The following is a 23,602-nucleotide window of genomic DNA, read 5'->3' as shown; positions in this document are numbered from 1 at the left end:
GCTGTACTTGAGTACGGTAAGGCGACGCTGACGTGGTTTGAATTTGATTTTCGAAGAGTATTAGAAGATTTTTTCATCATAAAAGACATATTATCAAGATTTTTCAAGACTTGACAATATGCCTTTTTAACTTTAAAGACTTTTTCCAAATCTTTATTATTCTACTCGCTAAATCTTAAAAAATAGCCATCTGGATCCAAAACTGCAAACTCATGAGGATAGATATAGTAATCTCCAACACGAAACTTTCTTTTGGTTAAGGGACGATGGATAGGATAGTCAGCTTCTAGCAGTTTTTGGTGGAGTTGAGGGACATCTTCAATACCAAAGGAAATATTGACACCGCGCCCGAAAGGATAGGTTAGTTGGGCTAATTCTTCTGTGCTGCCTTCTTCTAGCATAAGTTGGCAGTCTTCAAGTGAGAGGAAGAGAAATTTCTCCTCTGGACGCTCGTATTCGACAGAGAATCCTAGCAGGTTGCAGTAGAAGTGGCGTGATTTTTCGATGTCAGATACTACAAATTCAGGAATGACAGCTTGATAGTCCATTCGTTTTCTCCTTAGAGTTCAATCTCCATGACAATAGGTGTATGGTCTTGGCGAGCTCCCGAGTCGATCATATCAGACTTAGTCACCTTGTTAGCGATGCGGTTACTTGTGAGCCAGTAGTCAATTCTCCAGCCAGTATTATTGATTTTAGAAGTCTTGCTGCGCTGTGCCCACCAAGTGTAGCGTTCTGGAACATCGCCGTGAATGTGGCGGAAGGTATCAGTAAATCCAGTTGCTAAAAGGTTAGTAAATCCAGCACGCTCCTCGTCGGTAAATCCTGGTGAACGGCGGTTGCTAGCAGGATTTGCAAGGTCAATCTCATTGTGGGCCACATTGTAGTCACCGGTTGCAAGGACTGGTTTTTCTTTGTCTAGTTGAGCCAAATACTCAGCATATTTGACATCCCATACTTGACGTTCTTCCAAGCGTTTGAGGCCGTCTCCAGCGTTTGGAGTGTAAACTTGGGTCACGAAAAATTTATCAAATTCTAGAGTGATGATACGACCTTCCAAGTCCATGGTAGAAGGGGCACCGATTTCTGGGAAAGTGACAGTAGGTGTAAGTTCTTTCTTATAAAGGAACATGGTTCCAGCATAGCCTTTACGGGCAGGTTCTTGGGAAGAGCGCCACGTGTTTTCGTAGCCTGGGAAGAGTTCTTCTAAAATTTCCAAGTGTTTCTTTGTAGGGCCTTTGGCAGAAAGCTTGGTTTCTTGGATAGCAATGATATCAGCATTTTCAGCGACCAAGGTTTGTAGGACTTCTTGGGACAATTTGGCACGAGCTGAGTCACTAGTTAGGGCTGCATTGAGGGAATCAATATTCCATGAGATAAGTTTCATAAAGTTACCTTTTTCATTCAGATTATAGATTTTATTATACCAAAAAAAGGTCTATTTCCCCAACGTATGGCTTGAAAAATCACTCTCTTTCGTTTATAATGAAGAATGATTTTATGAAAGGGAGTGAAAATAAATGAAATTTTACTCATATGACTATGTACTTAGCCAAATCAGTCAGCAAAATGGCATCATGATTGGCTTTGGGATTGTGCTCCTAGCTATCACAGGATTTTTTGCTTTTAAGGCTTATCGTGATAAAAAGGGAACTAAGTTTCGTGAATTGGTCATGATTTTGGCCTTGACTTTGGTAGCCATGCTTTTGGTAACAATCTCAAAATACCAGACCAATCAAGCCTCTAACAATCAATTTCAAACTTCCCTTCATTTCATAGAGGTCATTTCTAAAGACTTGGGAGTGGATAAATCAGAAGTTTATGTCAATACTTCAGCTGCCACTGATGGAGCACTTATCAAGGTAGGTTCAAATTTCTATCGTGCCATGAACGGGAGCCAACCAGACAAGTATCTTTTAGAGAAATTAGAATTGCATCAAACAGACGCTATTGAATTGGTGGAGGTAAACAAATGACACTCAACTACATGGAAATTTTAATCAAACTGGCCTTGGGACTTTTCTCGCTTGTTTTTGTTATCAATGTGACAGGAAAGGGGAACCTAGCACCTAACTCTGCGACAGACCAAATTCAGAACTATGTTCTCGGTGGTATCATCGGTGGGGTGATTTACAATAGTTCTATCAGCATTCTCCAGTATGCAGTGATTTTGATGATGTGGACGATTTTGGTCTTGACCCTCAAGTGGCTCAATAACAATGTTCGTTTTGTCAAACGCTTGATTGATGGAAAACCAACTCTCCTTATCAAAAATGGGCAGATTGACCCAGAAGCCTGTCGTTCAGTTGGCTTGTCTGCATCGGATGTAGCCCTCAAACTTCGTAGCCAAGGAATTTTCCAGATGAAGCAAGTCAAACGAGCTGTGCAGGAGCAAAATGGCCAACTCATCGTGGTCCAAATGGGGGATGAAAATCCTAAGTATCCAGTTGTGACTGACGGTGTGATACAAGTCGATGTTTTGGAGTCGATTGGTCGTAACGAAGAATGGCTGCTTGATAACCTCAGCAAGCAAGGGCATGACAATGTAGCCAATATCTTTATCGCTGAGTATGACAAGGGTGCGGTCACAGTCGTAACCTATGAATAAGAAAAACCTGGGGTCTTGGCCTCAGGTTTCTATTTGCAATCAGAAAGGGATGTTATGTCCATTATTCAAAAACTTTGGTGGTTTTTCAAGTTAGAAAAACGCCGTTATTTAGTCGGGATTGTGGCTCTGGTCTTGGTTTCCGTCCTCAACCTCATTCCCCCAATGGTTATGGGGAGGGTCATTGATGCCATCACATCGGGGCAATTAACCCAGCAGGACCTCCTTCTTGCCCTATTTTACTTGCTTCTTGCAGCCTTTGGGATGTACTATCTGCGCTATGTTTGGCGTATGTATATCCTCGGTACTTCCTACCGTTTGGGACAGATTATGCGCTCTCGCTTATTTGAGCATTTCACAAAAATGTCTCCAGCCTTTTATCAAACCTATAGGACGGGGGACCTGATGGCACACGCAACCAACGATATCAATGCCTTAACGCGTCTGGCAGGGGGAGGGGTTATGTCAGCGGTTGATGCCTCAATCACAGCTTTAGTGACCTTGTTGACCATGCTCTTTAGCATTTCATGGCAGATGACCTTGGTTGCCATTCTTCCCCTGCCTTTCATGGCTTATGCGACCAGTCGTCTAGGGAGAAAGACCCACAAGGCCTTTGGCGAATCCCAAGCTGCCTTTTCCGAACTTAATAACAAGGTACAGGAGTCTGTATCAGGTATTAAAGTGACCAAGTCTTTCGGTTACCAGGCGGACGAGTTGAAGTCCTTTCAGGCAGTCAATGAATTGACCTTCCAGAAGAACCTGCAAACCATGAAATACGATAGTCTCTTTGACCCTATGGTTCTCTTGTTTGTTGGTTCCTCCTATGTTTTAACCCTCTTGGTCGGCTCCTTGATGGTTCAGGAAGGGCAGATTACAGTTGGGAATCTGGTCACCTTTATCAGCTACTTGGATATGCTGGTTTGGCCTCTTATGGCCATCGGCTTCCTCTTTAATATTACCCAGCGAGGGAAGGTTTCTTACCAGCGGATTGAGGAACTCTTGTTTCAGGAATCACCTGTACAAGACCCTGAGTTTCCTTTAGATGGTATTGAAAATGGACGCTTAGAGTACGATATTGATAGCTTTGCCTTTGAAAATGAGGAAACACTGACAAATGTTCACTTTAGTTTGGGAAAAGGGCAAACACTGGGCTTAGTCGGGCAGACAGGCTCTGGAAAAACGTCCTTGATCAAGATCCTCTTGCGTGAGTACGATGTGGATAAGGGAGCCATTTATCTGAATGGCCACGATATTCGTGACTATCGTCTGACAGATCTTCGCAGTCTTATGGGCTATGTTCCTCAGGACCAGTTTCTCTTTGCGACTTCAATCTTAGACAATATACGCTTTGGGAATCCTGATTTACCACTTTCAGCGGTCGAGGAAGCGACGAAGCTAGCCCAAGTTTATCAAGATATTGTAGCCATGCCCCAAGGATTTGATACCCTCATCGGTGAAAAAGGGGTCAGTCTTTCTGGTGGTCAAAAGCAACGTCTGGCTATGAGTCGGGCGATGATTTTAGACCCTGATATCTTGATTTTAGATGACTCCTTGTCCGCCGTGGATGCCAAGACAGAGTATGCTATTATTGACAATCTTAAGGAAACGCGCAATGACAAGACAACCATCATCACGGCCCATCGCCTCAGTGCAGTTGTCCATGCAGATTTGATTTTAGTCCTGCAAAATGGCCAAATCATCGAACGAGGCAGGCACGAAGACTTGCTAGCCATGGATGGCTGGTATGCCCAAACCTACCAATCTCAGCAGCTGGAAATGAAAGGAGAAGAAGATGCAGAATAAGAAAGAACAATGGGCTGTATTGAAGCGCTTGATGTCCTATCTCAAGCCTTATGGACTCCTGACTTTTTTGGCACTCAGTTTTCTACTAGCGACGACGGTCATCAAAAGTGTCATTCCCCTTGTGGCTTCCCACTTTATCGACCAGTATCTCAGCAATCTCAACCAACTCGCTGTGACCGTTTTGCTGGCCTACTATGGTCTTTATATCCTACAAACTCTGGTCCAGTATGTCGGCAATCTTCTCTTTGCTCGGGTATCTTACAGCATTGTTAGGGATATTCGTCGGGATGCCTTTGCCAATATGGAAAAGCTGGGTATGTCTTACTTTGATAAGACGCCAGCAGGCTCCATCGTCTCTCGCTTGACAAATGATACCGAAACCATCAGTGATATGTTTTCTGGGATTTTATCCAGCTTTATCTCAGCAGTTTTCATCTTTCTGACAACCCTTTATACCATGTTGGTTTTGGATTTTCGTTTGACTGCTTTAGTCTTGCTCTTTCTCCCCTTGATTTTCCTTTTGGTCAATCTCTATCGGAAAAAATCAGTGAAAATCATTGAGAAAACCAGAAGTCTCTTGTCAGATATCAATAGCAAGCTAGCAGAAAGTATCGAGGGAATCAGAATAATCCAGGCCTTTAATCAAGAGAAGCGCCTACAGTCAGAGTTTGATGAAATCAACCAAGAACACTTGGTCTATGCCAACCGTTCTGTAGCCTTGGATGCCCTCTTTTTGCGCCCTGCCATGAGTTTGCTGAAACTCCTAGGGTATGCAGTTTTAATGGCCTATTTTGGCTATCGTGGACTTTATCTGGGAATAACTGCCGGGACTATGTATGCCTTTATCCAGTACATCAATCGTCTCTTTGACCCCTTGATTGAAGTGACGCAAAACTTTTCAACTCTTCAAACTTCTATGGTTTCTGCAGGTCGTGTTTTTGCTTTGATTGATGAGAGGACCTATGAGCCCCTTCAAGAAGATGGACAGGCTAAAGTCAAAGAAGGCAATATTCGTTTTGAACATGTATGTTTCTCGTATGACGGTAAACATCAGATTCTGGATGATATTTCCTTTTCGGTTAACAAGGGTGAAACCATTGCATTTGTAGGCCATACAGGTTCTGGGAAATCGTCTATTATCAATGTTCTCATGCGTTTTTATGAATTCCAGTCAGGGCGAGTTCTCTTGGATGATGTGGATATCAGGAACTACAGTCAGGAAGAGTTGAGAAAAAATATCGGTCTGGTCTTGCAGGATCCCTTCCTCTATCATGGGACCATTAAGTCCAATATCGCCATGTATCAAGAAATCAGTGATGAGCAGGTACAGGCTGCAGCTAGTTTCGTGGATGCAGATTCCTTCATTAAAGATCTTACGCAGGGTTATGATGCTCCTGTGTCTGAGCGTGGTTCGAGCTTCTCTACTGGTCAGCGCCAGCTTCTAGCCTTTGCTAGAACAGTAGCCAGTCAGCCTAAAATCCTGATTTTGGATGAAGCAACAGCCAATATTGACTCTGAAACAGAAAGTCTGGTTCAAGCTTCACTAGCTAAGATGAGACAGGGACGGACAACTATTGCCATCGCTCACCGTCTTTCTACAATCCAAGACGCCAACTGTATCTATGTTTTGGATAAGGGGCGCATTATTGAGAGTGGAACCCACGAGGAACTCTTGGCTCTGGGAGGAACCTATCACAAGATGTATAGCTTGCAGGCCGGGGTCATGTCCTAATACTCTTTGAAAATCTATTCAAGCCATGTCAGCTTTATCTGCAATCTCAAAGCTGTACATTGATCAGCCTGCGGCTAGCTCTTTGATTTTCATTGAGTGTAAGAATGAAATCCTTCAAATTACAGATTTCTTTCACCGCCTTTTCCATTTTGTGGTATAATGAAAAATGTTGACAAATAGTATAATAAAAACAAAGGAGAAACAGCATGCTGAAATGGGAAGACTTGCCCGTGGAAATGAAATCAAGCGAGGTTGAGTCTTACTACCAGCTTGTCTCTAAAAGGAAAGGTTCGCTGATTTTTAAGCGTTGCTTGGACTGGGTTCTAGCCTTGGTCTTACTGATTCTAACCTCTCCTATCTTTCTCATCTTGAGCATTTGGATCAAGTTGGATAGCAAGGGGCCAGTGATTTACAAGCAAGAGCGCGTGACCCAGTACAATCGACCTTTCAAGATTTGGAAGTTCCGTACCATGGTGACGGATGCGGATAAAAAAGGGAGTCTGGTGACTTCTGCTAACGATAGCCGCATTACCAAGGTTGGCAATTTCATCCGCCGTGTGCGTTTGGATGAACTGCCTCAGCTGGTCAATGTCCTTAAAGGTGAGATGTCCTTTGTTGGGACACGTCCTGAAGTGCCACGTTACACAGAGCAGTATAGCCCTGAAATGATGGCAACCTTGCTTTTGCCAGCAGGGATTACCTCTCCAGCCAGCATCAACTACAAGGATGAGGACACCATTATTAGTCAAATGACGGAGAAAGGTTTGTCGGTTGACCAGGCCTATGTGGAGAATGTTCTTCCTGAAAAGATGCGCTATAACCTCGACTATCTCCGAGAGTTTAGTTTCCTTGGAGACATCAAAATCATGTTTCAAACCGTGTTTGAAGTGCTAAAATAAAGTAGTCATGAGAAAATGAGTACAGATAAAAGGAGCAAATCAATGCCAAATTACAATATTCCATTTTCACCACCCGATATTACGGAAGCAGAAATTGCTGAAGTAGCGGATACCCTGCGTTCTGGTTGGATTACAACAGGTCCTAAGACAAAAGAACTGGAGCGTCGCTTGTCTCAATACACACAGACGCCCAAGACTGTCTGTCTTAACTCTGCGACTGCCGCGCTTGAGTTGATTTTGCGCGTCTTGGAAGTGGGGCCTGGTGATGAAGTTATCGTTCCAGCCATGACCTATACAGCTTCATGTAGTGTCATCACGCACGTAGGAGCGACCCCTGTCATGGTAGATATTCAAGCAGATACGTTTGAGATGGACTATGACCTATTGGAGCAAGCCATCACTGAAAAGACTAAAGTGATCATTCCAGTAGAGCTTGCAGGGATCGTTTGTGACTATGACCGTTTGTTCCAAGTTGTGGAGAAGAAACGTGACCTCTTTATCGCTTCAAGCAAGTGGCAAAAAGTCTTTAACCGTATCGTGATAGTTTCTGATAGTGCTCATGCTTTGGGATCTACTTATAAAGGACAACCAGCTGGTTCTATCGCTGACTTTACTTCCTTCTCATTCCATGCGGTTAAGAACTTTACAACTGCGGAGGGAGGAAGTGCCACTTGGAAAGCTAATCCAGCGATTGACGACGAAGAGATGTACAAGGAATTCCAAATCCTTTCCCTTCACGGGCAAACTAAGGATGCTCTTGCAAAGATGCAACTGGGGTCATGGGAATACGATATCGTTACACCAGCCTACAAGTGCAATATGACCGATATCATGGCTTCCCTTGGTTTGGTACAATTGGGCCGTTACTCTGGTTTGCTAGAACGTCGTAAGGACATCGTGGACCGCTATGATCGTGGTTTTGCAGGTTCTCGCATCCATCCTTTGGCACACAAGACTGAAACTGTCGAATCTTCACGCCACCTCTACATCACCCATGTAGAAGGAGCGAGTTTAGAAGAACGCAATCTTATCATCCAAGAATTAGCAAAAGCAGGAATTGCAAGCAATGTCCACTACAAACCGCTTCCGCTCTTGACAGCCTATAAGAATCTTGGCTTTGATATGACGAACTATCCTAAGGCTTATGCCTTCTTTAAAAATGAAATTACGCTCCCTCTTCACACTAAATTAAGCGATGAAGAAGTGGACTATATCATTGAGACTTTCAAAACAGTTTCTGAAAAAGTGCTAACTTCATCAAAAAAATTGTAAAAAAGTCTTGACAAAGAAAAAACAAAGTATTAAAATAAGTTCAATAAATCAGAAAAGTAACTATTTTTGATCTTCAGGGAGCCTGTGGTGATTGTGAACAGGTGGTTGGAAGTAGTGAAAGTGGGCTGATTTTAAAAATGAATTTGAAACAATGAAAATTCGGTTCGCACACCTTACAGTGCAACTTGTTGTTAGACAAGGTAGAGATGTAAAGGGGAATAGTCCCTTTATAATTGAGGTGGCACCGCGTTACCAACGCCCTCACACGGAAGTATATTCTGTGTGTGGGCTTTTTTCATATCTTGGAACTAATACAGAAAGAGGAAAATTTTATGACAACTAAAGGTTATTTTGGACAATTTGGTGGTAGTTTTGTACCGGAGCCGATTCAGGCTTTGTTGGATGAGTTGGAAGTGACATTTGACAAGTACAAGGATGATCCAGAATTTTTGGCAGAATTTCGCCATTATTTAAAGGACTATTCCGGTCGCGAAACACCGCTCTATTTTGCGGAAAGTTTTACAGAGCACCTAGGTGGAGCTAAGATTTATCTCAAACGTGAAGACCTTAACCACCTTGGTTCTCACAAGCTCAACAACGTTTTAGGACAAATTCTTTTGGCTAAACGCATGGGCAAAAAACGAGTGATTGCGGAAACTGGAGCTGGTCAGCACGGGGTTGCGACGGCTGCAGCTGCAGCCAAGTTTGGTATGGCTTGTGATGTCTACATGGGGGCAGAAGATGTGGAACGCCAACGTCTCAATGTTTTCCGTATGGAGATGATGGGAGCAACTGTTCACGCAGTTGAAACAGGGACTCGTACCCTCAAAGATGCTGTTGATGCAGCCTTTGGAGCATGGATGAATGACCTTGAAGCCTTCTATGTTCTGGGATCTGCTGTAGGCCCTCATCCTTATCCTACCATTGTTCATGAGTTCCAAAAGGTCATCAGTGAAGAATCTCGCCGTCAAATCTTAGAAAAAGAAGGCCGTTTACCAGACTACGTTATTGCCTGTGTAGGTGGTGGTTCCAATGCCATCGGAGCTTTTTCTCAGTATGTGACTGATGAAGAAGTCAAATTGGTTGGGGTTGAAGCTGCTGGTCACGGACTTGATACAGACAAGCACGCAGCTACTATGACAAAAGGTAGTATCGGAATTGTTGACGGTATGAAGACCTATGCAGTCTTTAAGGAAGACGGAGAGCTAGCTCCAGTTTACTCTATCTCAGCTGGATTGGACTATCCAGGGGTTGGCCCAGAACACGCCTACTTCAAAGATTCAGGTCGCGTGGAATATGTTGCAGCGACTGATGAAGAAGCTGTTCAGGCTCTCCTCCTTCTCAGCAAGACTGAAGGGATTATCCCAGCGATTGAAAGCTCACACGCTATCGCAGAAGCAGTTAAACGTGCACCGAAACTAAGCAAAGACGACATTATCATTATCAATGTCTCTGGTCGTGGAGACAAGGACGTAGCTGCGATTGCAGACTACCTAGAAGCTAAAAAGTAATAGATGGAAAAATTACAGTCTTTTCTCTCACAGAGAGCTTGTGGTTGCTGGAAACAAGCAGAGAAAGCTGTAAAGTTGGGTCCATCTGAAACGAGAGAAGAAAACATAATTCTCAAGGGAGTGCCCTTTATCGCACAGCCTGTTACAGGAGGTATCTGAGACAGGAATGAGAGATAGGAGAAATCCTATAATTGAGGTGGCACCGCGAATTTCGTCCTCACGCAAGTTATTTTGCGTGGGGATTTTTCATACAGTCGCCACGGACTAGAAGTAGAACTGAAAGGGAAATTACAATGGAACGAATCATTCATGGAGATGTCTTATCACCAATCTTGGCTTATATGCGCCTAAAGGGGCAACACAAGGTTATCTTAGAGAGTATTCCGAGAGACAAGGAAACCGCTCGTTTTTCTATCTTAGCCTATAATCCAGTTTTTGAGATTAAGTTTGAAAATGGAGTTCTCTATCAAAATGGTCAAGTGATTGATCGGGATCCCTTGGATTTCCTTTATGAAGTGACTCATAAGAGCCAGCACCATTCAGACCTACCTTTTGGTGGGGGAGCCATTGGTTTTGTTGGTTACGATATGATTTCGCTTTATGAAGAAATTGGTCAAATTCCTGAAGATACAATTGGAACGCCAGACATGCATTTCTTCGTCTATGAGAGTTACATGGTCTTTGACCACAAGAAGGAAAAAATCCATGTCATCGAGGATGCTCTTTATAGTGAGCGTAGCCAAGAAGACTTGGAAGAAGCCTTGAACCAAGTGCTTGAGGAATTACGCATTCCTGCTCCAAATGAATTTGAAGACTTGGATCTATCTCCACTGGACTTCAAACCGCATATCGCTCCTCAGAAATTTGAGGAAATGGTGGAAACAGCTCGTGACTTGATTCGTAATGGCGATATGTTCCAATGTGTACTCAGTCAGCGCTTCTCAGCAGAAGTTACTGGAAATCCATTTGACTTCTACAGAAATCTCCGCGTGACCAATCCATCCAATTACCTCTATTTCTATGATTTTGGGGATTATCAAATCATCGGTGCCAGTCCAGAAAGTTTAGTTTCAGTTAAAAATGGCATCGTGACAACTAATCCAATTGCGGGAACGAGACCAAGAGGGGCTACGGATGAAGAAGACAAGGCTTTGGCGACAGATTTACTTTCTGATGAGAAGGAAACAGCAGAACATCGGATGTTAGTAGATTTGGGACGCAATGATATCGGTCGCATCTCTGAAACGGCAAGTGTCCAAGTCACCAAGTATATGGAAGTGGAGCTCTTCCGCTATGTCATGCATTTGACTAGCGTGGTGAAAGGGCGTTTGCTTCCAGAACTCACTGCCATGGATGCCTTGAAATCAACACTTCCTGCTGGAACAGTGTCAGGAGCACCCAAAATTCGAGCTATGAGACGTATCTATGAATTGGAAACGGAAAAACGGGGCGTATACGCAGGAGCAATCGGCTACTTGTCTGCGACGGGTGATATGGATTTCGCCATTGCCATCCGAACCATGATTCTAAAAAATCAAACAGCCTATGTGCAGGCTGGGGCAGGGATTGTCTACGACTCTATCGCCCAAAACGAATACCAAGAAACCATTAACAAGGCAAAATCTATGACTAGAATTGGAGAACTAAGACCATGATTTTATTGATTGATAACTATGATTCTTTTACCTATAACTTGGCGCAATACATTGGGAATTTCGCAGAAGTGCAGGTCTTGAGAAATGATGATTCCAAGCTGTATGAAGAAGCTGAAAAAGCAGATGGTCTGGTCTTTTCTCCTGGTCCTGGTTGGCCAGTTGATGCTGGAAAGATGGAAGATATGATTCGTGACTTTGCAGGCAAGAAGCCAATTCTAGGGATTTGTTTGGGTCACCAAGCCATTGCAGAAGTCTTTGGCGGGAAGCTAGGTTTGGCTCCAAAAGTCATGCATGGGAAACAGAGCAATATCAGCTTTGAAGCGCCATCTGTTTTGTATCAAGGCATTGAGGACGGCCGTGCGGTCATGCGTTATCACAGTATTTTGATTGAGGAAATGCCAGAAGAATTTGAAGTGACAGCTTGTTCTACTGATGACCAAGCCATCATGGGGATTCAACATAAAAACCTACCGATTTATGGCTTCCAGTACCATCCAGAGAGTATTGGAACGCCAGATGGCTTGTCTTCTATTCGGAATTTTATCGAGAAGGTTGTAAAGTGAGGAAACTAGGATGAAAGAGATTATTGAAAAACTAGCAAAATTTGAAAATTTATCAGGTGTGGAAATGACGGATGTCATTGAGCGTATCGTAACTGGGCGTGTAACTGAAGCGCAGATTGCTTCTCTCCTTTTGGCTCTTAAGATGAAGGGGGAAACACCTGAAGAACGCACAGCCATTGCTCAAGTCATGAGAGGACATGCTCAACATATTCCGACTGAAATTCATGATGCCATGGACAACTGTGGTACAGGTGGGGACAAGTCTTTCAGTTTTAATATTTCCACAACTGCAGCCTTTGTCTTGGCTGGTGGTGGTGTTCACATGGCCAAGCATGGTAACCGCTCGATTTCTTCTAAATCTGGTTCTGCAGATGTCCTAGAAGCCTTGGGCATCAATCTAGACCTCAAACCGGCTGAACTAGGTAAGGTCTTTGATAAAACTGGCATCGTCTTTCTCTTTGCCAAAAATATGCACCCAGCTATGAAATACATCATGCCAGCTCGTTTGGAATTGGGAATTCCAACGATTATGAACTTGACTGGTCCCCTGATTCACCCAATGGCCTTGGAAACACAGCTTCTTGGAATTAGTCGTCCAGAACTTCTAGAAAGTACAGCTCAGGTTTTGAAAAATATGGGTCGTAAACGTGCCATCGTGGTTGCTGGGCCAGAAGGATTGGATGAAGCTGGTTTGAATGGAACAACCAATATAGCTCTTCTTGAAAATGGCGAAATCACCTTGTCAAGCTTTACTCCAGAGGATTTAGGGATGGAGCGCTACGCTATCGAAGATATCCGTGGTGGCAATGCTCAGGAAAATGCAGAAATTTTGCTCAGCGTTCTTAAAAATGAACCAAGTCCATTCTTGGAAACTACAGTCTTAAATGCTGGTCTTGGTTTCTATGCTAATGGTAAGGTAGCTAGCATCAAGGATGGAGTTGCCTTGGCCCGCGAAGTCATTGCTAGTGGCAAGGCCCTTGAAAAACTCAGACTGTTACAGGAGTACCAAAAATGAGTCAGGAATTTTTAGCACGAATTTTGGAGCAGAAGGCGCGTGAGGTCGAGCAGATGGAGCTGGAGGAAATCCAGCCCCTGCGCCAGACCTATCGTTTAGCTGACTATCTAAAACAACATCAAGACCGTTTACAGGTAATCGCAGAAGTCAAGAAGGCTAGCCCTAGTCTGGGAGATATCAATCTAGATGTGGATATTGTGCAACAGGCTCAGACTTATGAAGAAAACGGCGCAGTGATGATTTCTGTTCTGACAGATGAGGTTTTCTTTAAAGGGCATTTGGATTATCTGCGGGAGATTTCCAGTCAGGTAGAGATTCCGACGCTCAACAAGGACTTTATCATCGATGAAAAGCAAATCATCCGTGCTCGCAATGCTGGTGCGACAGTTATCTTACTCATTGTCGCTGCCTTGTCAGAAGAACGTGTCAAGGAACTCTATGACTACGCGACAGAGCTTGGTCTGGAAGTCTTGGTGGAGACTCACAATCTAGCTGAACTAGAAGTGGCCCACAGGCTTGGTGCTGAGATTATTGGGGTTAATAACCGCAACTTGACCACCTTTGAGGTCGACTTGCAGACCAGTGTAGATTTGGCTAAACATTTCAAAGATGATTGCTTGTACATTTCTGAATCTGCTATTTTCACAGGGCAGGATGCGGAACGAGTAGCACCATACTTTAACGGAATTTTGGTAGGGACAGCTCTTATGCAGGCAGAAGATGTAGCCCAGAGAATCAAGGAGTTGCAGATTGACAAAGGTTAAAATTTGCGGATTATCTACCAAAGAAGCGGTGGAAACAGCTGTTTCAGCAGGAGCAGACTACATCGGTTTTGTCTTCGCACCTAGTAAAAGACAGGTGACCTTGGATCAGGCTACTGAGCTGGCAAAGCCCATTCCTGCTAATGTTAAGAAGGTTGGCGTATTTGTTTCACCAAGTCGGGCAGAATTGCTAGAAGCGATTGAAAAAGTTGGCTTGGACTTGGTTCAAGTTCACAGTCAGGTGGCAGATGATTTGTTTGAGAATTTGCCTTGTGCCAGTATTCAGGCTGTGCAGGTAGATGGAGAGGGTCATGTACCCAATTCTCAGGCAGATTATCTCCTCTTTGATGCCCCTGTGGCTGGGAGTGGCCAGACCTTTGATTGGGGTCAACTGAATACGATTGGACTAACTCAGCCTTTCTTTATCGCAGGTGGGCTTAATGAAGACAATGTCGTAAAAGCAATTCAACATTTTACTCCCTATGCAGTCGATGTATCGAGCGGAGTGGAGACAGATGGACAAAAAGATCAGGAAAAGATTAGAAGATTTATAGAGAGGGTAAAGAATGGCATATCAAGAACCAAATAAAGATGGATTTTACGGAAAATTCGGTGGACGTTTTGTCCCAGAAACATTGATGACAGCAGTTTTGGAGTTGGAGAAGGCCTATCGTGAAAGTCAGGCAGACCCAAGTTTCCAAGAGGAATTAAACCAACTTTTGCGCCAGTATGTGGGGCGTGAAACTCCTCTTTACTACGCAAAAAACTTGACCCAGCATATCGGCGGAGCCAAGATTTATCTTAAACGTGAAGACCTTAACCATACAGGGGCCCACAAGATTAACAATGCCTTGGGACAAGTTCTTCTGGCTAAACGCATGGGTAAAAAGAAAATTATCGCTGAAACAGGTGCTGGTCAGCACGGTGTGGCAACTGCAACTGCTGCAGCCCTCTTTAACATGGAATGTACTATCTACATGGGTGAGGAAGATGTCAAACGCCAAGCCCTCAATGTGTTCCGTATGGAGCTTTTGGGAGCTAAGGTTGAGGCAGTGACAGACGGTTCGCGCGTGCTCAAGGATGCGGTCAATGCAGCCCTTCGTTCATGGGTAGCTAATATTGATGATACCCACTATATCCTTGGTTCTGCCTTGGGGCCTCATCCATTCCCAGAAATCGTTCGTGACTTCCAAAGTGTTATTGGTCGAGAAGCTAAACAACAGTACCGTGACTTGACAGGTAAAAATCTACCAGATGCCTTAGTAGCCTGTGTTGGTGGTGGTTCTAATGCCATCGGTCTCTTCCATCCATTTGTAGAAGATGAATCAGTAGCTATGTATGGAGCTGAAGCAGCAGGACTTGGTGTGGATACAGAGCATCACGCAGCTACCTTGACCAAGGGTCGTCCGGGTGTCCTTCACGGTTCCCTCATGGATGTGCTCCAAGATGCCCATGGTCAAATTCTTGAAGCCTTCTCGATCTCAGCAGGTTTGGACTATCCTGGTATCGGTCCAGAGCATTCTCACTACCACGATATCAAACGTGCCAGCTATGTTCCTGTGACTGACGAAGAAGCCTTGGAAGGATTCCAACTCTTGTCTCGTGTGGAAGGAATTATCCCAGCCTTAGAATCTAGTCATGCTATCGCCTTTGCGGTGAAATTGGCCAAAGAACTTGGACCAGACAAATCCATGATTGTCTGTCTATCAGGTCGTGGGGACAAGGATGTGGTTCAAGTCAAAGACCGCTTGGAAGCAGATGCAGCAAAGAAGGGAGAAGCTCATGCCTAAGACACTAACAGAAAAATTGAATGCTATTAAAGCAGCTGGAAAAGGAATTTTCGTTCCTTATATCATGGCTGGAGACCATGAGAAAGGTTTGGCTGGACTCGCTGAAACAATCCACTTTTTAGAAGATTTGGGTGTCTCTGCAATTGAAGTGGGCATTCCTTTTTCAGATCCTGTTGCAGATGGACCTGTTATAGAAGAAGCTGGCTTGCGCAGTTTAGCCCACGGGACCTCTACTCAGGCTTTGGTTGAAACCTTGAAAACCATTCAAACAGAGATTCCACTGGTCATCATGACCTACTTCAACCCCCTCTTTCAGTACGGTGTGGAGAATTTTGTCAAAGATTTGGCAGATACAGCGGTTAAGGGCTTGATTATTCCAGACCTGCCTCATGAACATGCTAACTTTGTAGAGCCATTTTTGGCAGATACAGACATGGCTTTGATTCCTTTAGTTAGTTTGACAACAGGGATTGAGCGCCAGAAAGAATTGATTAAAGGGGCAGAAGGATTCGTCTATGCAGTTGCCATCAATGGGGTGACAGGGAAATCAGGCAATTACCGCGCAGATTTGAACAAGCACTTGGCACAACTTCATCAAATGGCCGATATCCCAGTCTTGACAGGATTTGGCGTATCTAGTCAAGCTGATGTAGAACGTTTCAATGCGGTGTCAGATGGCGTTATCGTCGGTTCGAAAATTGTAAAAGCTCTCCACCAAGGAGAGCCGATTCAGGACTTTATCAAACAAGCAGTAGCTTACCAAAAATAATCACACAAGCAGCAAGTAAGAGGAAAGGCACGAAAGGAAGTCTTTCCTTTTTCTTTTGCAGGAGAAAGGCTAGAATTCCCATCGCAGAAGCAAACTGAATCAAGATGAGTAATTCTGTTGCGCTAAAGACGAGAGCACAAGAAGCTAAAAAGAGAAAATCCCCTGCGCCCATGCGGATATCGATAAAATGAGCCAAAAAGCCAAGAGCAAGGAAAAAGACCATGACCAGATTCCAGCCAGAGGAAGCCATGAGGATTAGGTGGAAAGTCATCCAGACCAGTAGGGGATATTCCTGATGGCGAAAGTCGTAGATGCCCAAGGTCAAACCAGCAGTGATTAGGATGACTTGCCCCAAGGAAAGCAATTCCCAAGACCAAGCCAGAAAGAGGAGTCCTAAGCCTAGTTCAAAGAGGGCATACCAGACAGGATAAGGAGCCTTGCAGTAGCGACAGCGAAAGCGATTGAGCACCTGCGAGAGAATCGGAATCAAATCTAAGGGACGCAAGGGAGTCTGACAGGAATCGCAGTGACTAGCTGGTAGGATAATCGATTGCTCAGGAAAACGGTCAATGACCAAACCGAGAAAGGAAGCTAGAATGCTTCCGACAAGAAAAAAATAAAAATCAATCATACTTATCTATTCGTAAAAAATGGGAGAAGTAGTATAATGGAGAAACATAGATAAGATGGTGAGGCAAAGATGATAATTCGTTTTGAAGAAAAGGTGAGTACAGAAAACGCTCAGCTCGTATGCAAATGGTCCAACTCCCTTGGCAAATCCTTTCAAGAACAATGGATGGGACCAAGGATTCCTTTTCCCTTGACCATTCAAGTTTTGCAAGATTTGGAAGGAATCTTTTCAATCTTTGAAGGACAAGAGTTTGTGGGGCTTATCCAGAAAATCAGGCAAGAAGACAGCAATCTTCATATTGGACGCTTTTTTATCAATCCCCAGAAACAGGGACAAGGCATAGGTAGTCAGGCTTTAAGGAAATTTGTTAGTTTGGCCTTTGAAAGTGGAGACATAGATAGTATTTCTCTAAATGTCTACGAGGCAAATCAAGCAGCCCAGCACCTTTATCAAAAAGAAGGATTTGAAATCGTTCAAGTGGTTGAAGCACCTGTACGAAAATACATCATGAAAAAGAGTAGATAGAAAGTAAAAATCCTTGAAATCAATCTTGACTGAGATTATGAACCTGAATCAGCCCCTCAAAAGGGACTGTATATGAATGAACGTTACCAGTGTTTAAAAACTAAAGAATATCAGGCACTTTTATCTTCCAAGGGTAGACAAATTTTCGCTAAACGTAAGATTGATATGAAATCTGTCTTTGGGCAGATAAAGGTTTGTTTGGGTTATAAGAGATGTTATCTGAGAGGTAAGCGCCAAGTGAGAATTGACATGGGATTCGTACTCATGGTCAACAACCTGCTGAAATATAATAAGAGAAAGAGGCAAAATTAAAAAGCTAGAGTTCCGCAATTGGAAATCTCTAGCTTTTTGTTTTCTGAGAATCATCTTGACTCAGACTCTTTTGACTAATGTTACTAAAAAGATAAAGTAACTTTTAGCCTTATTTATTGTCGCCACTCAACATGTTTTTAACACCTTCGATAGCACCTTCTACAGCGTCTTTGGCATCTTCAGCAACTTCTTTTACTTTAGAAACAACTTTTTCAGCTGTTCCTTCTTTTTCCATTTTTTCATCACCGATGGCTTTTCCAACACCTTCTTTAATAGAACCTTTAGCTTGATTTAATTTTTCTTCTACTGACATGATAATTTTTCCTGTTATATTTATTTTATCTTAGTTTACACGAGTTTTTTCGTGAGATACTACACCAGTTGCTGCACCTTTAACAGTTTCTACACCTTCACTAACTTTTTCTTGAACAGTTGAGAAACCAGATCCAAGACCAGATTTAGCTTTTTCGAATTGTTCTGAAGCGAATTCTCCTGTTGATTCAGCAACGTCAGATACGCGATCTTGAAGGCTTACTGAGTCTGCTTCATGTTGTTCTTTAGTTTTGATGTCGACAACGTTTACGTTGATTTCAACAACTTCCAAGTCAGTCATTTTAGCAACTTCTGAAGATACGATTTCTCTGATTTCTGAATATAAAGCTGGAACATTTTTTTGGTACTCAGCAATAATGTTTAAGTCAACTGCAACTTGTGTTTTACCAACTTCTACGTTAACACCACTTGTTACGTCATCGCTGTTAACGATTTTTTCTTTAAGATTTGAGAAGAAACCACCGTCGATTCCCAAAAGACCTGAAACGTTTTCTAGTGACAGACCAATGATTTTTTGGATAACTTTATCTTCGTAAGTAAGTTCCCCTTTGATTTCGTGAGCTACAGCAGTAGCATCTTTCTTTTCTACGTTAGTGTTAATGTTTTTTTCGTTTGACATATGAAACTCCTTTAATTAAATTAGTAATTTTTATTTTTTTTTATTTATCTATATAGTTTTTTTCGATATATAATCCAGCTGCAACTCCCAGTGCTCCTAAAATCAATACAAATATTGTTTTGAAGAAGCCAAAGGAGATAATCAAACAAGCGAGAAATACGCCTATGAGACCAGCGATAATTGGATATCGATATTGTTTAAGCCATTCCATTTTTACTTCCTTACTTTACACGACTAACAGTCTTTTTGTTTTGAGGTTTTGGTTTAGGCTGGTAGTCTTTTACTAGAACTTCTAGTTTAACCTGACGCTCAATACCAAAAAACTGCTTCAATCCATTAGTTATTTCATTTTGAATTAGTTGGCATCTGTCAGCGATGTTGTCCGAAGGAAGAATTTTACCTTCTACATGAACAAAACATTTATTTTTTCGTAAATTTACATGAACAGTTGGGTTCTTGATCAATCCATGATCACTTACCAAACTTCTAACAAAACCTTCGATTGCAGAATTCTTTAATTTCAATGTATCGTTTTTAGTTTCAAGTTGAATTTCCAAATAACGTTTAGGATAAAACAACACAACTAACATCGATAACAAAACTAAAGTTGATAGAGCCACTATCCCCCAGAATATATATCTAGATAGATAGAATTCAACGAAATGATTCTGTCTCCAGCTAAATAGCTGAATGCCTAGATCACTAACTTGATGATAATCTATCAAAACAGGAAGGAAAATTGTCAAGATTAAAATACAGAAAATAATGAAAAATATTTTCTTTGTTTTTGACATATACAATCCTTTCGATTTAACATTAAACTATTTTTAACCGTCTAATCTATTTAAAAATAGTTTATTCTACAAGTAATTATTTTTTACCTGTAAAGAATGATATTACAGTAACAACAATTGCTGCTCCTGCAATAGATGGGATCAAAGCCATTCCAGCGATGGATGGGCCCAACTACCTAAAAGGGATTGTCCTACAGATGACCCGACTAAACCAGCGAATACATTTGCGACGATTCCCATAGAACTACCTTTTTTAGTGATTCTACCTGCTACAAGTCCAATAAGACCTCCAGCAATGATTGACCACAATATTGCTTGCCCTCCTTTTTTATTTTAATATCAAAAAATAAATCAATTCCTTTGATTATCTCTATTATATAATTTTAATATAAAATAATCAATTATTTTGATTATTATATAATTTTAATATAAAAAATTAAATTCTTTGATTGTTGCTATTATATAATTTTTAAAATTAAAAATATAATCTTTCGACTTGAATTTGATTCTGTATTCACGCCCTCAATAGACGGTAAAATAAGAAAATTGTTTATATATTGTCTCTGTAGTGTTATTATACGAAATAAAAGATTTAGGAAAAGTCGTTATATCATGTTATACCTATTCTTTGTGGTATAATTGCAAGAGGTTTAATCCGATAATTTATAAAGAGAGAAAGACATTCATGAGAGATTTATTATCTAAAAAAAGTCATAGGCAATTAGAATTATTAGAATTATTATTTGAACATAAACGATGGTTTCATCGTTCTGAACTAGCAGAGTTACTAAATTGTACAGAACGTGCAGTCAAAGATGATCTATCCCATGTTAAATCTGCTTTTCCTGACTTGATTTTTCATTCTTCTACTAATGGTATACGCATTATTAATACCGATGATAGCGATATTGAAATGGTTTATCATCATTTCTTTAAGCATTCAACTCATTTTTCGATTTTAGAATTTATCTTCTTTAATGAAGGTTGTCAAGCTGAGAGTATTTGTAAAGAATTTTATATCAGTTCATCTTCGCTCTATCGTATTATTAGCCAAATCAATAAAGTGATTAAAAGGCAATTTCAATTTGAAATCAGTCTGACCCCTGTTCAAATCATTGGAAATGAGAGAGATATTCGTTACTTTTTTGCACAATATTTTTCAGAAAAATATTATTTCCTAGAATGGCCTTTTGAAGCTTTTTCATCAGAGCCCCTATCTCAATTGTTAGAATTGGTTTATAAGGAAACAAGCTTTCCAATGAATTTGTCGACTCATAGAATGCTAAAGTTGCTCCTAGTTACGAACCTATATAGAATAAAGTTTGGTCATTTCATGGAAGTAGATAAAGACTCTTTTAACGATCAAAGTTTGGATTTTTTAATGCAGGCAGAACGAATAGAAGGTGTTGCTCAGAGTTTTGAATCAGAATACAATATCTCTTTAGATGAAGAAGTTGTTTGCCAATTATTTGTGTCTTACTTTCAAAAAATGTTTTTCATAGATGAAAGTCTCTTTTTGAAATGCGTAAAAAAGGATAGCTATGTTGAAAAATCTTACCATCTATTGAGTGATTTTATTGATCAGATTTCAGTCAAGTATCAGATTGAGATTGAGAATAAGGATAATCTGATTTGGCATCTGCATAATACCGCACATCTGTATCGTCAAGAGTTGTCCACTGAGTTTATTTTATTTGATCAAAAAGGGAATACAATCAGGAACTTTCAAAATATTTTTCCTAAATTTGTTTCAGATGTAAAAAAAGAGCTTTCTCATTATTTAGAGACTCTTGAGGTTTGTTCTAGTTCAATGATGGTAAATCATCTATCTTATACCTTCATCACTCATACCAAACATTTGGTGCTTAATTTACTACAAAATCAGCCAAAGCTGAAGGTTCTGGTTATGAGTAATTTTGATCAGTATCATGCAAAATCCGTTGCAGAGACACTTTCTTATTATTGCAGCAACAATTTTGAACTTGAAGTTTGGACTGAATTAGAATTATCAAAGGAATCTTTAGAAGAATCGCCTTATGATATCATCATTTCTAATTTTATTATTCCTCCGATTGAAAATAAGAGACTGATCTATTCAAATAATATAAACACGGTCTCACTCATATCTTTGTTAAATGCCATGATGTTTATTCGATTAGATTAGTAACCTAAAATAAAAAATGCTATTTCGCGTTTTGAACTGTACCTCAAAAGTTAGACAGAAAAAATCTAATTTTTGGGGTGTTTTTATTAAGAAAAGACCTTCAGTCATTTAAGTAAAATGTACATCTAGAGTCATAGTCCTCTAAAACTCTTGCTTTTTTTGTAGAAGATACGAAAAAAACCTTGATTCCAAGGCTTTTCCTGTTGTATGTAGATGCCCCCTACATGGATTTGTAAGAACTTTTCATATTGAAAATAAACAAAAATGTTGAAATATAGCTGATTTTAGGGAAATACTTTTAGGTGTTTTCAATGTCAGGATTTAAAAATGGGGCAAAAGTGGGGCAAAAACGAATGACTCGTATTTGGTTTGAAAACCTATAATACCTAATGATTATGCTATTCTAGATATATAGTTTTGTTATAAATAAATGTCAGTGCGAGATCAAATTGGAGGATAAAATGGAAAAACAAATTAATGAAAAAAAAGCCTTGGTTTCCAAAGCTTTTTAATGTTATAAACTCATTAAAATAACTCCCAGTTAGATTTGGAATATTTTTTATTCTGTGTCGTATAAAAATAAATAAAATGAATGGCTATAGCTAGAGCTAAAATGGTTGTTATACTCACTACTATTATAGGATTAGAAGCAAAGATTAAAGAGAGAATCAAGGCAGCCAGATAGAGTGTCGCTTGGACACAGTAGTAACTTTTCGAATAGCGAAGATAGTGTTTGTTATAGGGCCCATTTACTAGGACAGCAGCTTGAAAGAGGCCAAATCCGATATAAGAGAAGCTGGTTGCAAAGAGACGATTAGCTTCAGGATTCTGAAGAAAACTCATCGAAACGGTCATCATCATAAGTCCAATGAAAATAGGATAGTGACTGTAAATTAGAAATAGTCTCTTTTGATTAGATTTTTCATCAATAGCATGGTCGAATTGACCAAAATAAAACAAGAACAGAGAAATCATAATAATGAAATAAAGAACCGAATAAATCGAGAAATTCTCGATTGTAAAGAAGTTAGCTAGCTCCGTAATCATCTCTCCAAACATAATAATGACAAGAAGGGAGATACGCTCGATTAAATGGGGGAGATTTACCTGGTAATGCTTATCTTTACTAGGCAAGATAATTGGCATAATAAATGTTAGCAGAATACTAGCAAATAAGATAGAGACCCCAACGTAAATAGGAAGAAGAGCTGCTAGATAGACTCCTAAACTTCCTAGACCTGTTATCCATAGAAAACCTTTGATACTTTCCCGATTAGCATTATCGGTTGATTTTCTAAAAAATTCAACCAAATATTGTAAAAATAAGGTAAAGGTTAATGTACCAATAGCCCAACAGAGATAATGAAAATATTGTTGCCAATCAGGTCCAATCATATTGGCTATAAAGAGTAAAAGTCCCATTTTGATAAACATGATTACCATGTTAAATAAAGAGTTCTTTCCATAGCGATTGGTATAATCGGTTTGAATCATCCAGGAATCGATGAGAAACAAAGTAGCAATGAAAAAATCAAGGAAAGAATTCCAAGTCAAAATACCGTTATGAAGATGGTCAATTAAAGTAGTTACTTTTGAAATTGCAAAAACAAAAACTAGGTCATAAAAAAGTTCTGAAAATTCTACACGTTTATGTTTAATAAGAGTTGTCATCTTAAGACCTTTCTATTTTAGAAGTACAATTTATTATAACAGAAAATGGTAATAAAAAAAGGGAGATGCTTAAATAATTTTATGTGGCGCGAATGAACTGCGCCACAAAAGTTAGGTTTTTTCTGTCTAACTTTTGGGGTGCAGTTCAGAAGGGGTGTTTTTTCTATCGTTTTTTAGT

The 23,602-nt window shown here is 40.8% G+C and carries 24 protein-coding genes, 2 pseudogenes and 2 other annotated features; of the genes and pseudogenes, 17 read left to right on the top strand and 9 right to left on the bottom strand.

The annotated features are described in order from the left end of the window. Positions 1 to 161 precede the first annotated feature (161 nt). Together ADH52_RS02215 and ADH52_RS02210 are read right to left on the bottom strand one after the other, a co-directional pair. Positions 162 to 548 carry a bleomycin resistance protein gene (locus tag ADH52_RS02215; RefSeq protein ID WP_049509839.1) on the bottom strand — a complete coding sequence of 129 codons (387 nt, stop codon included), beginning with the start codon at positions 546 to 548 and terminating at the stop codon, positions 162 to 164. A gap of 11 nt (positions 549 to 559) precedes the next feature. Beyond that, on the bottom strand, positions 560 to 1,387 hold the full coding sequence (locus ADH52_RS02210; RefSeq protein ID WP_049509837.1) for an exodeoxyribonuclease III: 828 nt from the start codon (positions 1,385 to 1,387) through the stop codon (positions 560 to 562). A gap of 133 nt (positions 1,388 to 1,520) precedes the next feature. On the opposite strand from ADH52_RS02210, the gene ADH52_RS02205 reads away from it, so the two are divergent. From ADH52_RS02205 to trpA, 14 genes are all read left to right on the top strand, one after another. After that, positions 1,521 to 1,976 carry a DUF3290 family protein gene (locus ADH52_RS02205; RefSeq protein WP_000675328.1) on the top strand — a complete coding sequence of 152 codons (456 nt, stop codon included), beginning with the start codon at positions 1,521 to 1,523 and terminating at the stop codon, positions 1,974 to 1,976. Beyond that, on the top strand, positions 1,973 to 2,608 hold the full coding sequence (locus tag ADH52_RS02200; protein ID WP_000174455.1) for a DUF421 domain-containing protein: 636 nt from the start codon (positions 1,973 to 1,975) through the stop codon (positions 2,606 to 2,608). Before ADH52_RS02205 ends, ADH52_RS02200 begins: the two co-directional genes overlap by 4 nt. A gap of 54 nt (positions 2,609 to 2,662) precedes the next feature. Next, positions 2,663 to 4,408, top strand: coding sequence for an ABC transporter ATP-binding protein (locus tag ADH52_RS02195; RefSeq protein ID WP_049509832.1), 1,746 nt, complete (start codon positions 2,663 to 2,665; stop codon positions 4,406 to 4,408). Continuing rightward, positions 4,398 to 6,140, top strand: coding sequence for an ABC transporter ATP-binding protein (locus tag ADH52_RS02190; protein ID WP_049509829.1), 1,743 nt, complete (start codon positions 4,398 to 4,400; stop codon positions 6,138 to 6,140). Before ADH52_RS02195 ends, ADH52_RS02190 begins: the two co-directional genes overlap by 11 nt. Positions 6,141 to 6,346: 206 nt before the next feature. Beyond that, a complete protein-coding gene (locus ADH52_RS02185) occupies positions 6,347 to 7,039 on the top strand; it encodes a sugar transferase (protein WP_004262194.1) in 693 nt (230 codons plus the stop codon). Between the two features lie 42 nt (positions 7,040 to 7,081). Continuing rightward, positions 7,082 to 8,311: a DegT/DnrJ/EryC1/StrS family aminotransferase gene (locus tag ADH52_RS02180; RefSeq protein WP_049509825.1), complete on the top strand. Its 1,230-nt coding sequence runs from the start codon at positions 7,082 to 7,084 to the stop codon at positions 8,309 to 8,311. A 34-nt stretch (positions 8,312 to 8,345) separates the two neighbouring features. After that, positions 8,346 to 8,577 (top strand) — a binding site (T-box leader). 66 nt (positions 8,578 to 8,643) lie between these two features. Continuing rightward, the gene (gene trpB / locus ADH52_RS02175) at positions 8,644 to 9,822 is read left to right on the top strand and encodes a tryptophan synthase subunit beta (RefSeq protein WP_049509823.1); all 1,179 of its coding nucleotides are present in this window, start codon (positions 8,644 to 8,646) and stop codon (positions 9,820 to 9,822) included. Continuing rightward, positions 9,813 to 10,044: a binding site (T-box leader), on the top strand. (Overlaps the previous gene by 10 nt.) Before the next feature lie 71 nt (positions 10,045 to 10,115). Further along, entirely contained in the window at positions 10,116 to 11,477 is a 1,362-nt protein-coding gene (gene trpE / locus ADH52_RS02165) for an anthranilate synthase component I (protein WP_049509819.1), read from the top strand. Continuing rightward, positions 11,474 to 12,040, top strand: coding sequence for an aminodeoxychorismate/anthranilate synthase component II (locus ADH52_RS02160; RefSeq protein WP_049509817.1), 567 nt, complete (start codon positions 11,474 to 11,476; stop codon positions 12,038 to 12,040). The genes trpE and ADH52_RS02160 overlap by 4 nt, the downstream gene beginning before the upstream one ends. A 10-nt stretch (positions 12,041 to 12,050) precedes the next feature. Beyond that, complete coding sequence (trpD, locus tag ADH52_RS02155) at positions 12,051 to 13,055, top strand: anthranilate phosphoribosyltransferase (protein ID WP_049509815.1); 1,005 nt, start codon at positions 12,051 to 12,053, stop codon at positions 13,053 to 13,055. Next, positions 13,052 to 13,819, top strand: a complete 768-nt coding sequence (trpC, locus tag ADH52_RS02150) for an indole-3-glycerol phosphate synthase TrpC (RefSeq protein ID WP_024057632.1) — start codon at positions 13,052 to 13,054, stop codon at positions 13,817 to 13,819. The genes trpD and trpC overlap by 4 nt, the downstream gene beginning before the upstream one ends. After that, a complete protein-coding gene (locus ADH52_RS02145) occupies positions 13,806 to 14,405 on the top strand; it encodes a phosphoribosylanthranilate isomerase (RefSeq protein ID WP_020901643.1) in 600 nt (199 codons plus the stop codon). The genes trpC and ADH52_RS02145 overlap by 14 nt, the downstream gene beginning before the upstream one ends. Further along, entirely contained in the window at positions 14,383 to 15,606 is a 1,224-nt protein-coding gene (gene trpB, locus ADH52_RS02140) for a tryptophan synthase subunit beta (RefSeq protein ID WP_049488262.1), read from the top strand. Before ADH52_RS02145 ends, trpB (ADH52_RS02140) begins: the two co-directional genes overlap by 23 nt. Continuing rightward, on the top strand, positions 15,599 to 16,375 hold the full coding sequence (trpA, locus tag ADH52_RS02135; protein WP_049509812.1) for a tryptophan synthase subunit alpha: 777 nt from the start codon (positions 15,599 to 15,601) through the stop codon (positions 16,373 to 16,375). Before trpB (ADH52_RS02140) ends, trpA begins: the two co-directional genes overlap by 8 nt. Here trpA and ADH52_RS02130 read toward each other — a convergent pair. After that, positions 16,347 to 17,006 carry a prepilin peptidase gene (locus ADH52_RS02130; RefSeq protein ID WP_033684826.1) on the bottom strand — a complete coding sequence of 220 codons (660 nt, stop codon included), beginning with the start codon at positions 17,004 to 17,006 and terminating at the stop codon, positions 16,347 to 16,349. The two genes, trpA and ADH52_RS02130, sit on opposite strands and share 29 nt — an antisense overlap. 69 nt (positions 17,007 to 17,075) lie before the next feature. Between ADH52_RS02130 and ADH52_RS02125 the strand changes: the two genes are divergently transcribed. Together ADH52_RS02125 and ADH52_RS02120 are read left to right on the top strand one after the other, a co-directional pair. Next, the gene (locus ADH52_RS02125; protein WP_049509809.1) at positions 17,076 to 17,531 is read left to right on the top strand and encodes a GNAT family N-acetyltransferase; all 456 of its coding nucleotides are present in this window, start codon (positions 17,076 to 17,078) and stop codon (positions 17,529 to 17,531) included. Positions 17,532 to 17,570: 39 nt separating this feature from the next. Then, positions 17,571 to 17,843: pseudogene (locus ADH52_RS02120) on the top strand (transposase); the annotation flags it as partial. 109 nt (positions 17,844 to 17,952) lie between these two features. Here the strand turns inward: ADH52_RS02120 and ADH52_RS02115 are convergent. The 5 genes and pseudogenes from ADH52_RS02115 to ADH52_RS02095 form a co-directional block, all read right to left on the bottom strand. Beyond that, a complete protein-coding gene (locus ADH52_RS02115; protein WP_000109960.1) occupies positions 17,953 to 18,156 on the bottom strand; it encodes a CsbD family protein in 204 nt (67 codons plus the stop codon). 30 nt (positions 18,157 to 18,186) lie between these two features. Then, on the bottom strand, positions 18,187 to 18,795 hold the full coding sequence (locus ADH52_RS02110; protein WP_049509802.1) for an Asp23/Gls24 family envelope stress response protein: 609 nt from the start codon (positions 18,793 to 18,795) through the stop codon (positions 18,187 to 18,189). 40 nt (positions 18,796 to 18,835) lie between these two features. Beyond that, complete coding sequence (locus ADH52_RS02105) at positions 18,836 to 19,006, bottom strand: DUF2273 domain-containing protein (protein WP_000455064.1); 171 nt, start codon at positions 19,004 to 19,006, stop codon at positions 18,836 to 18,838. Positions 19,007 to 19,016: 10 nt separating this feature from the next. Continuing rightward, positions 19,017 to 19,589: an alkaline shock response membrane anchor protein AmaP gene (gene amaP / locus ADH52_RS02100; RefSeq protein ID WP_000047596.1), complete on the bottom strand. Its 573-nt coding sequence runs from the start codon at positions 19,587 to 19,589 to the stop codon at positions 19,017 to 19,019. 76 nt (positions 19,590 to 19,665) lie between these two features. Continuing rightward, a pseudogene (locus tag ADH52_RS02095) lies at positions 19,666 to 19,901 on the bottom strand (GlsB/YeaQ/YmgE family stress response membrane protein). Positions 19,902 to 20,274: 373 nt separating this feature from the next. On the opposite strand from ADH52_RS02095, the gene mgaSpn reads away from it, so the two are divergent. Then, positions 20,275 to 21,753, top strand: coding sequence for a virulence factor transcriptional regulator MgaSpn (gene mgaSpn / locus ADH52_RS02090; RefSeq protein ID WP_049509799.1), 1,479 nt, complete (start codon positions 20,275 to 20,277; stop codon positions 21,751 to 21,753). A gap of 525 nt (positions 21,754 to 22,278) precedes the next feature. Here the strand turns inward: mgaSpn and ADH52_RS02085 are convergent. After that, positions 22,279 to 23,424 carry a low temperature requirement protein A gene (locus ADH52_RS02085; protein WP_049509797.1) on the bottom strand — a complete coding sequence of 382 codons (1,146 nt, stop codon included), beginning with the start codon at positions 23,422 to 23,424 and terminating at the stop codon, positions 22,279 to 22,281. Between the last annotated feature and the right edge of the window lie 178 nt (positions 23,425 to 23,602).

Source organism: Streptococcus pseudopneumoniae (genome assembly GCF_001072665.1).
GTDB lineage: Bacteria > Bacillota > Bacilli > Lactobacillales > Streptococcaceae > Streptococcus > Streptococcus pseudopneumoniae_S.
This window is presented reverse-complemented; position numbering and strand designations above follow the sequence as displayed.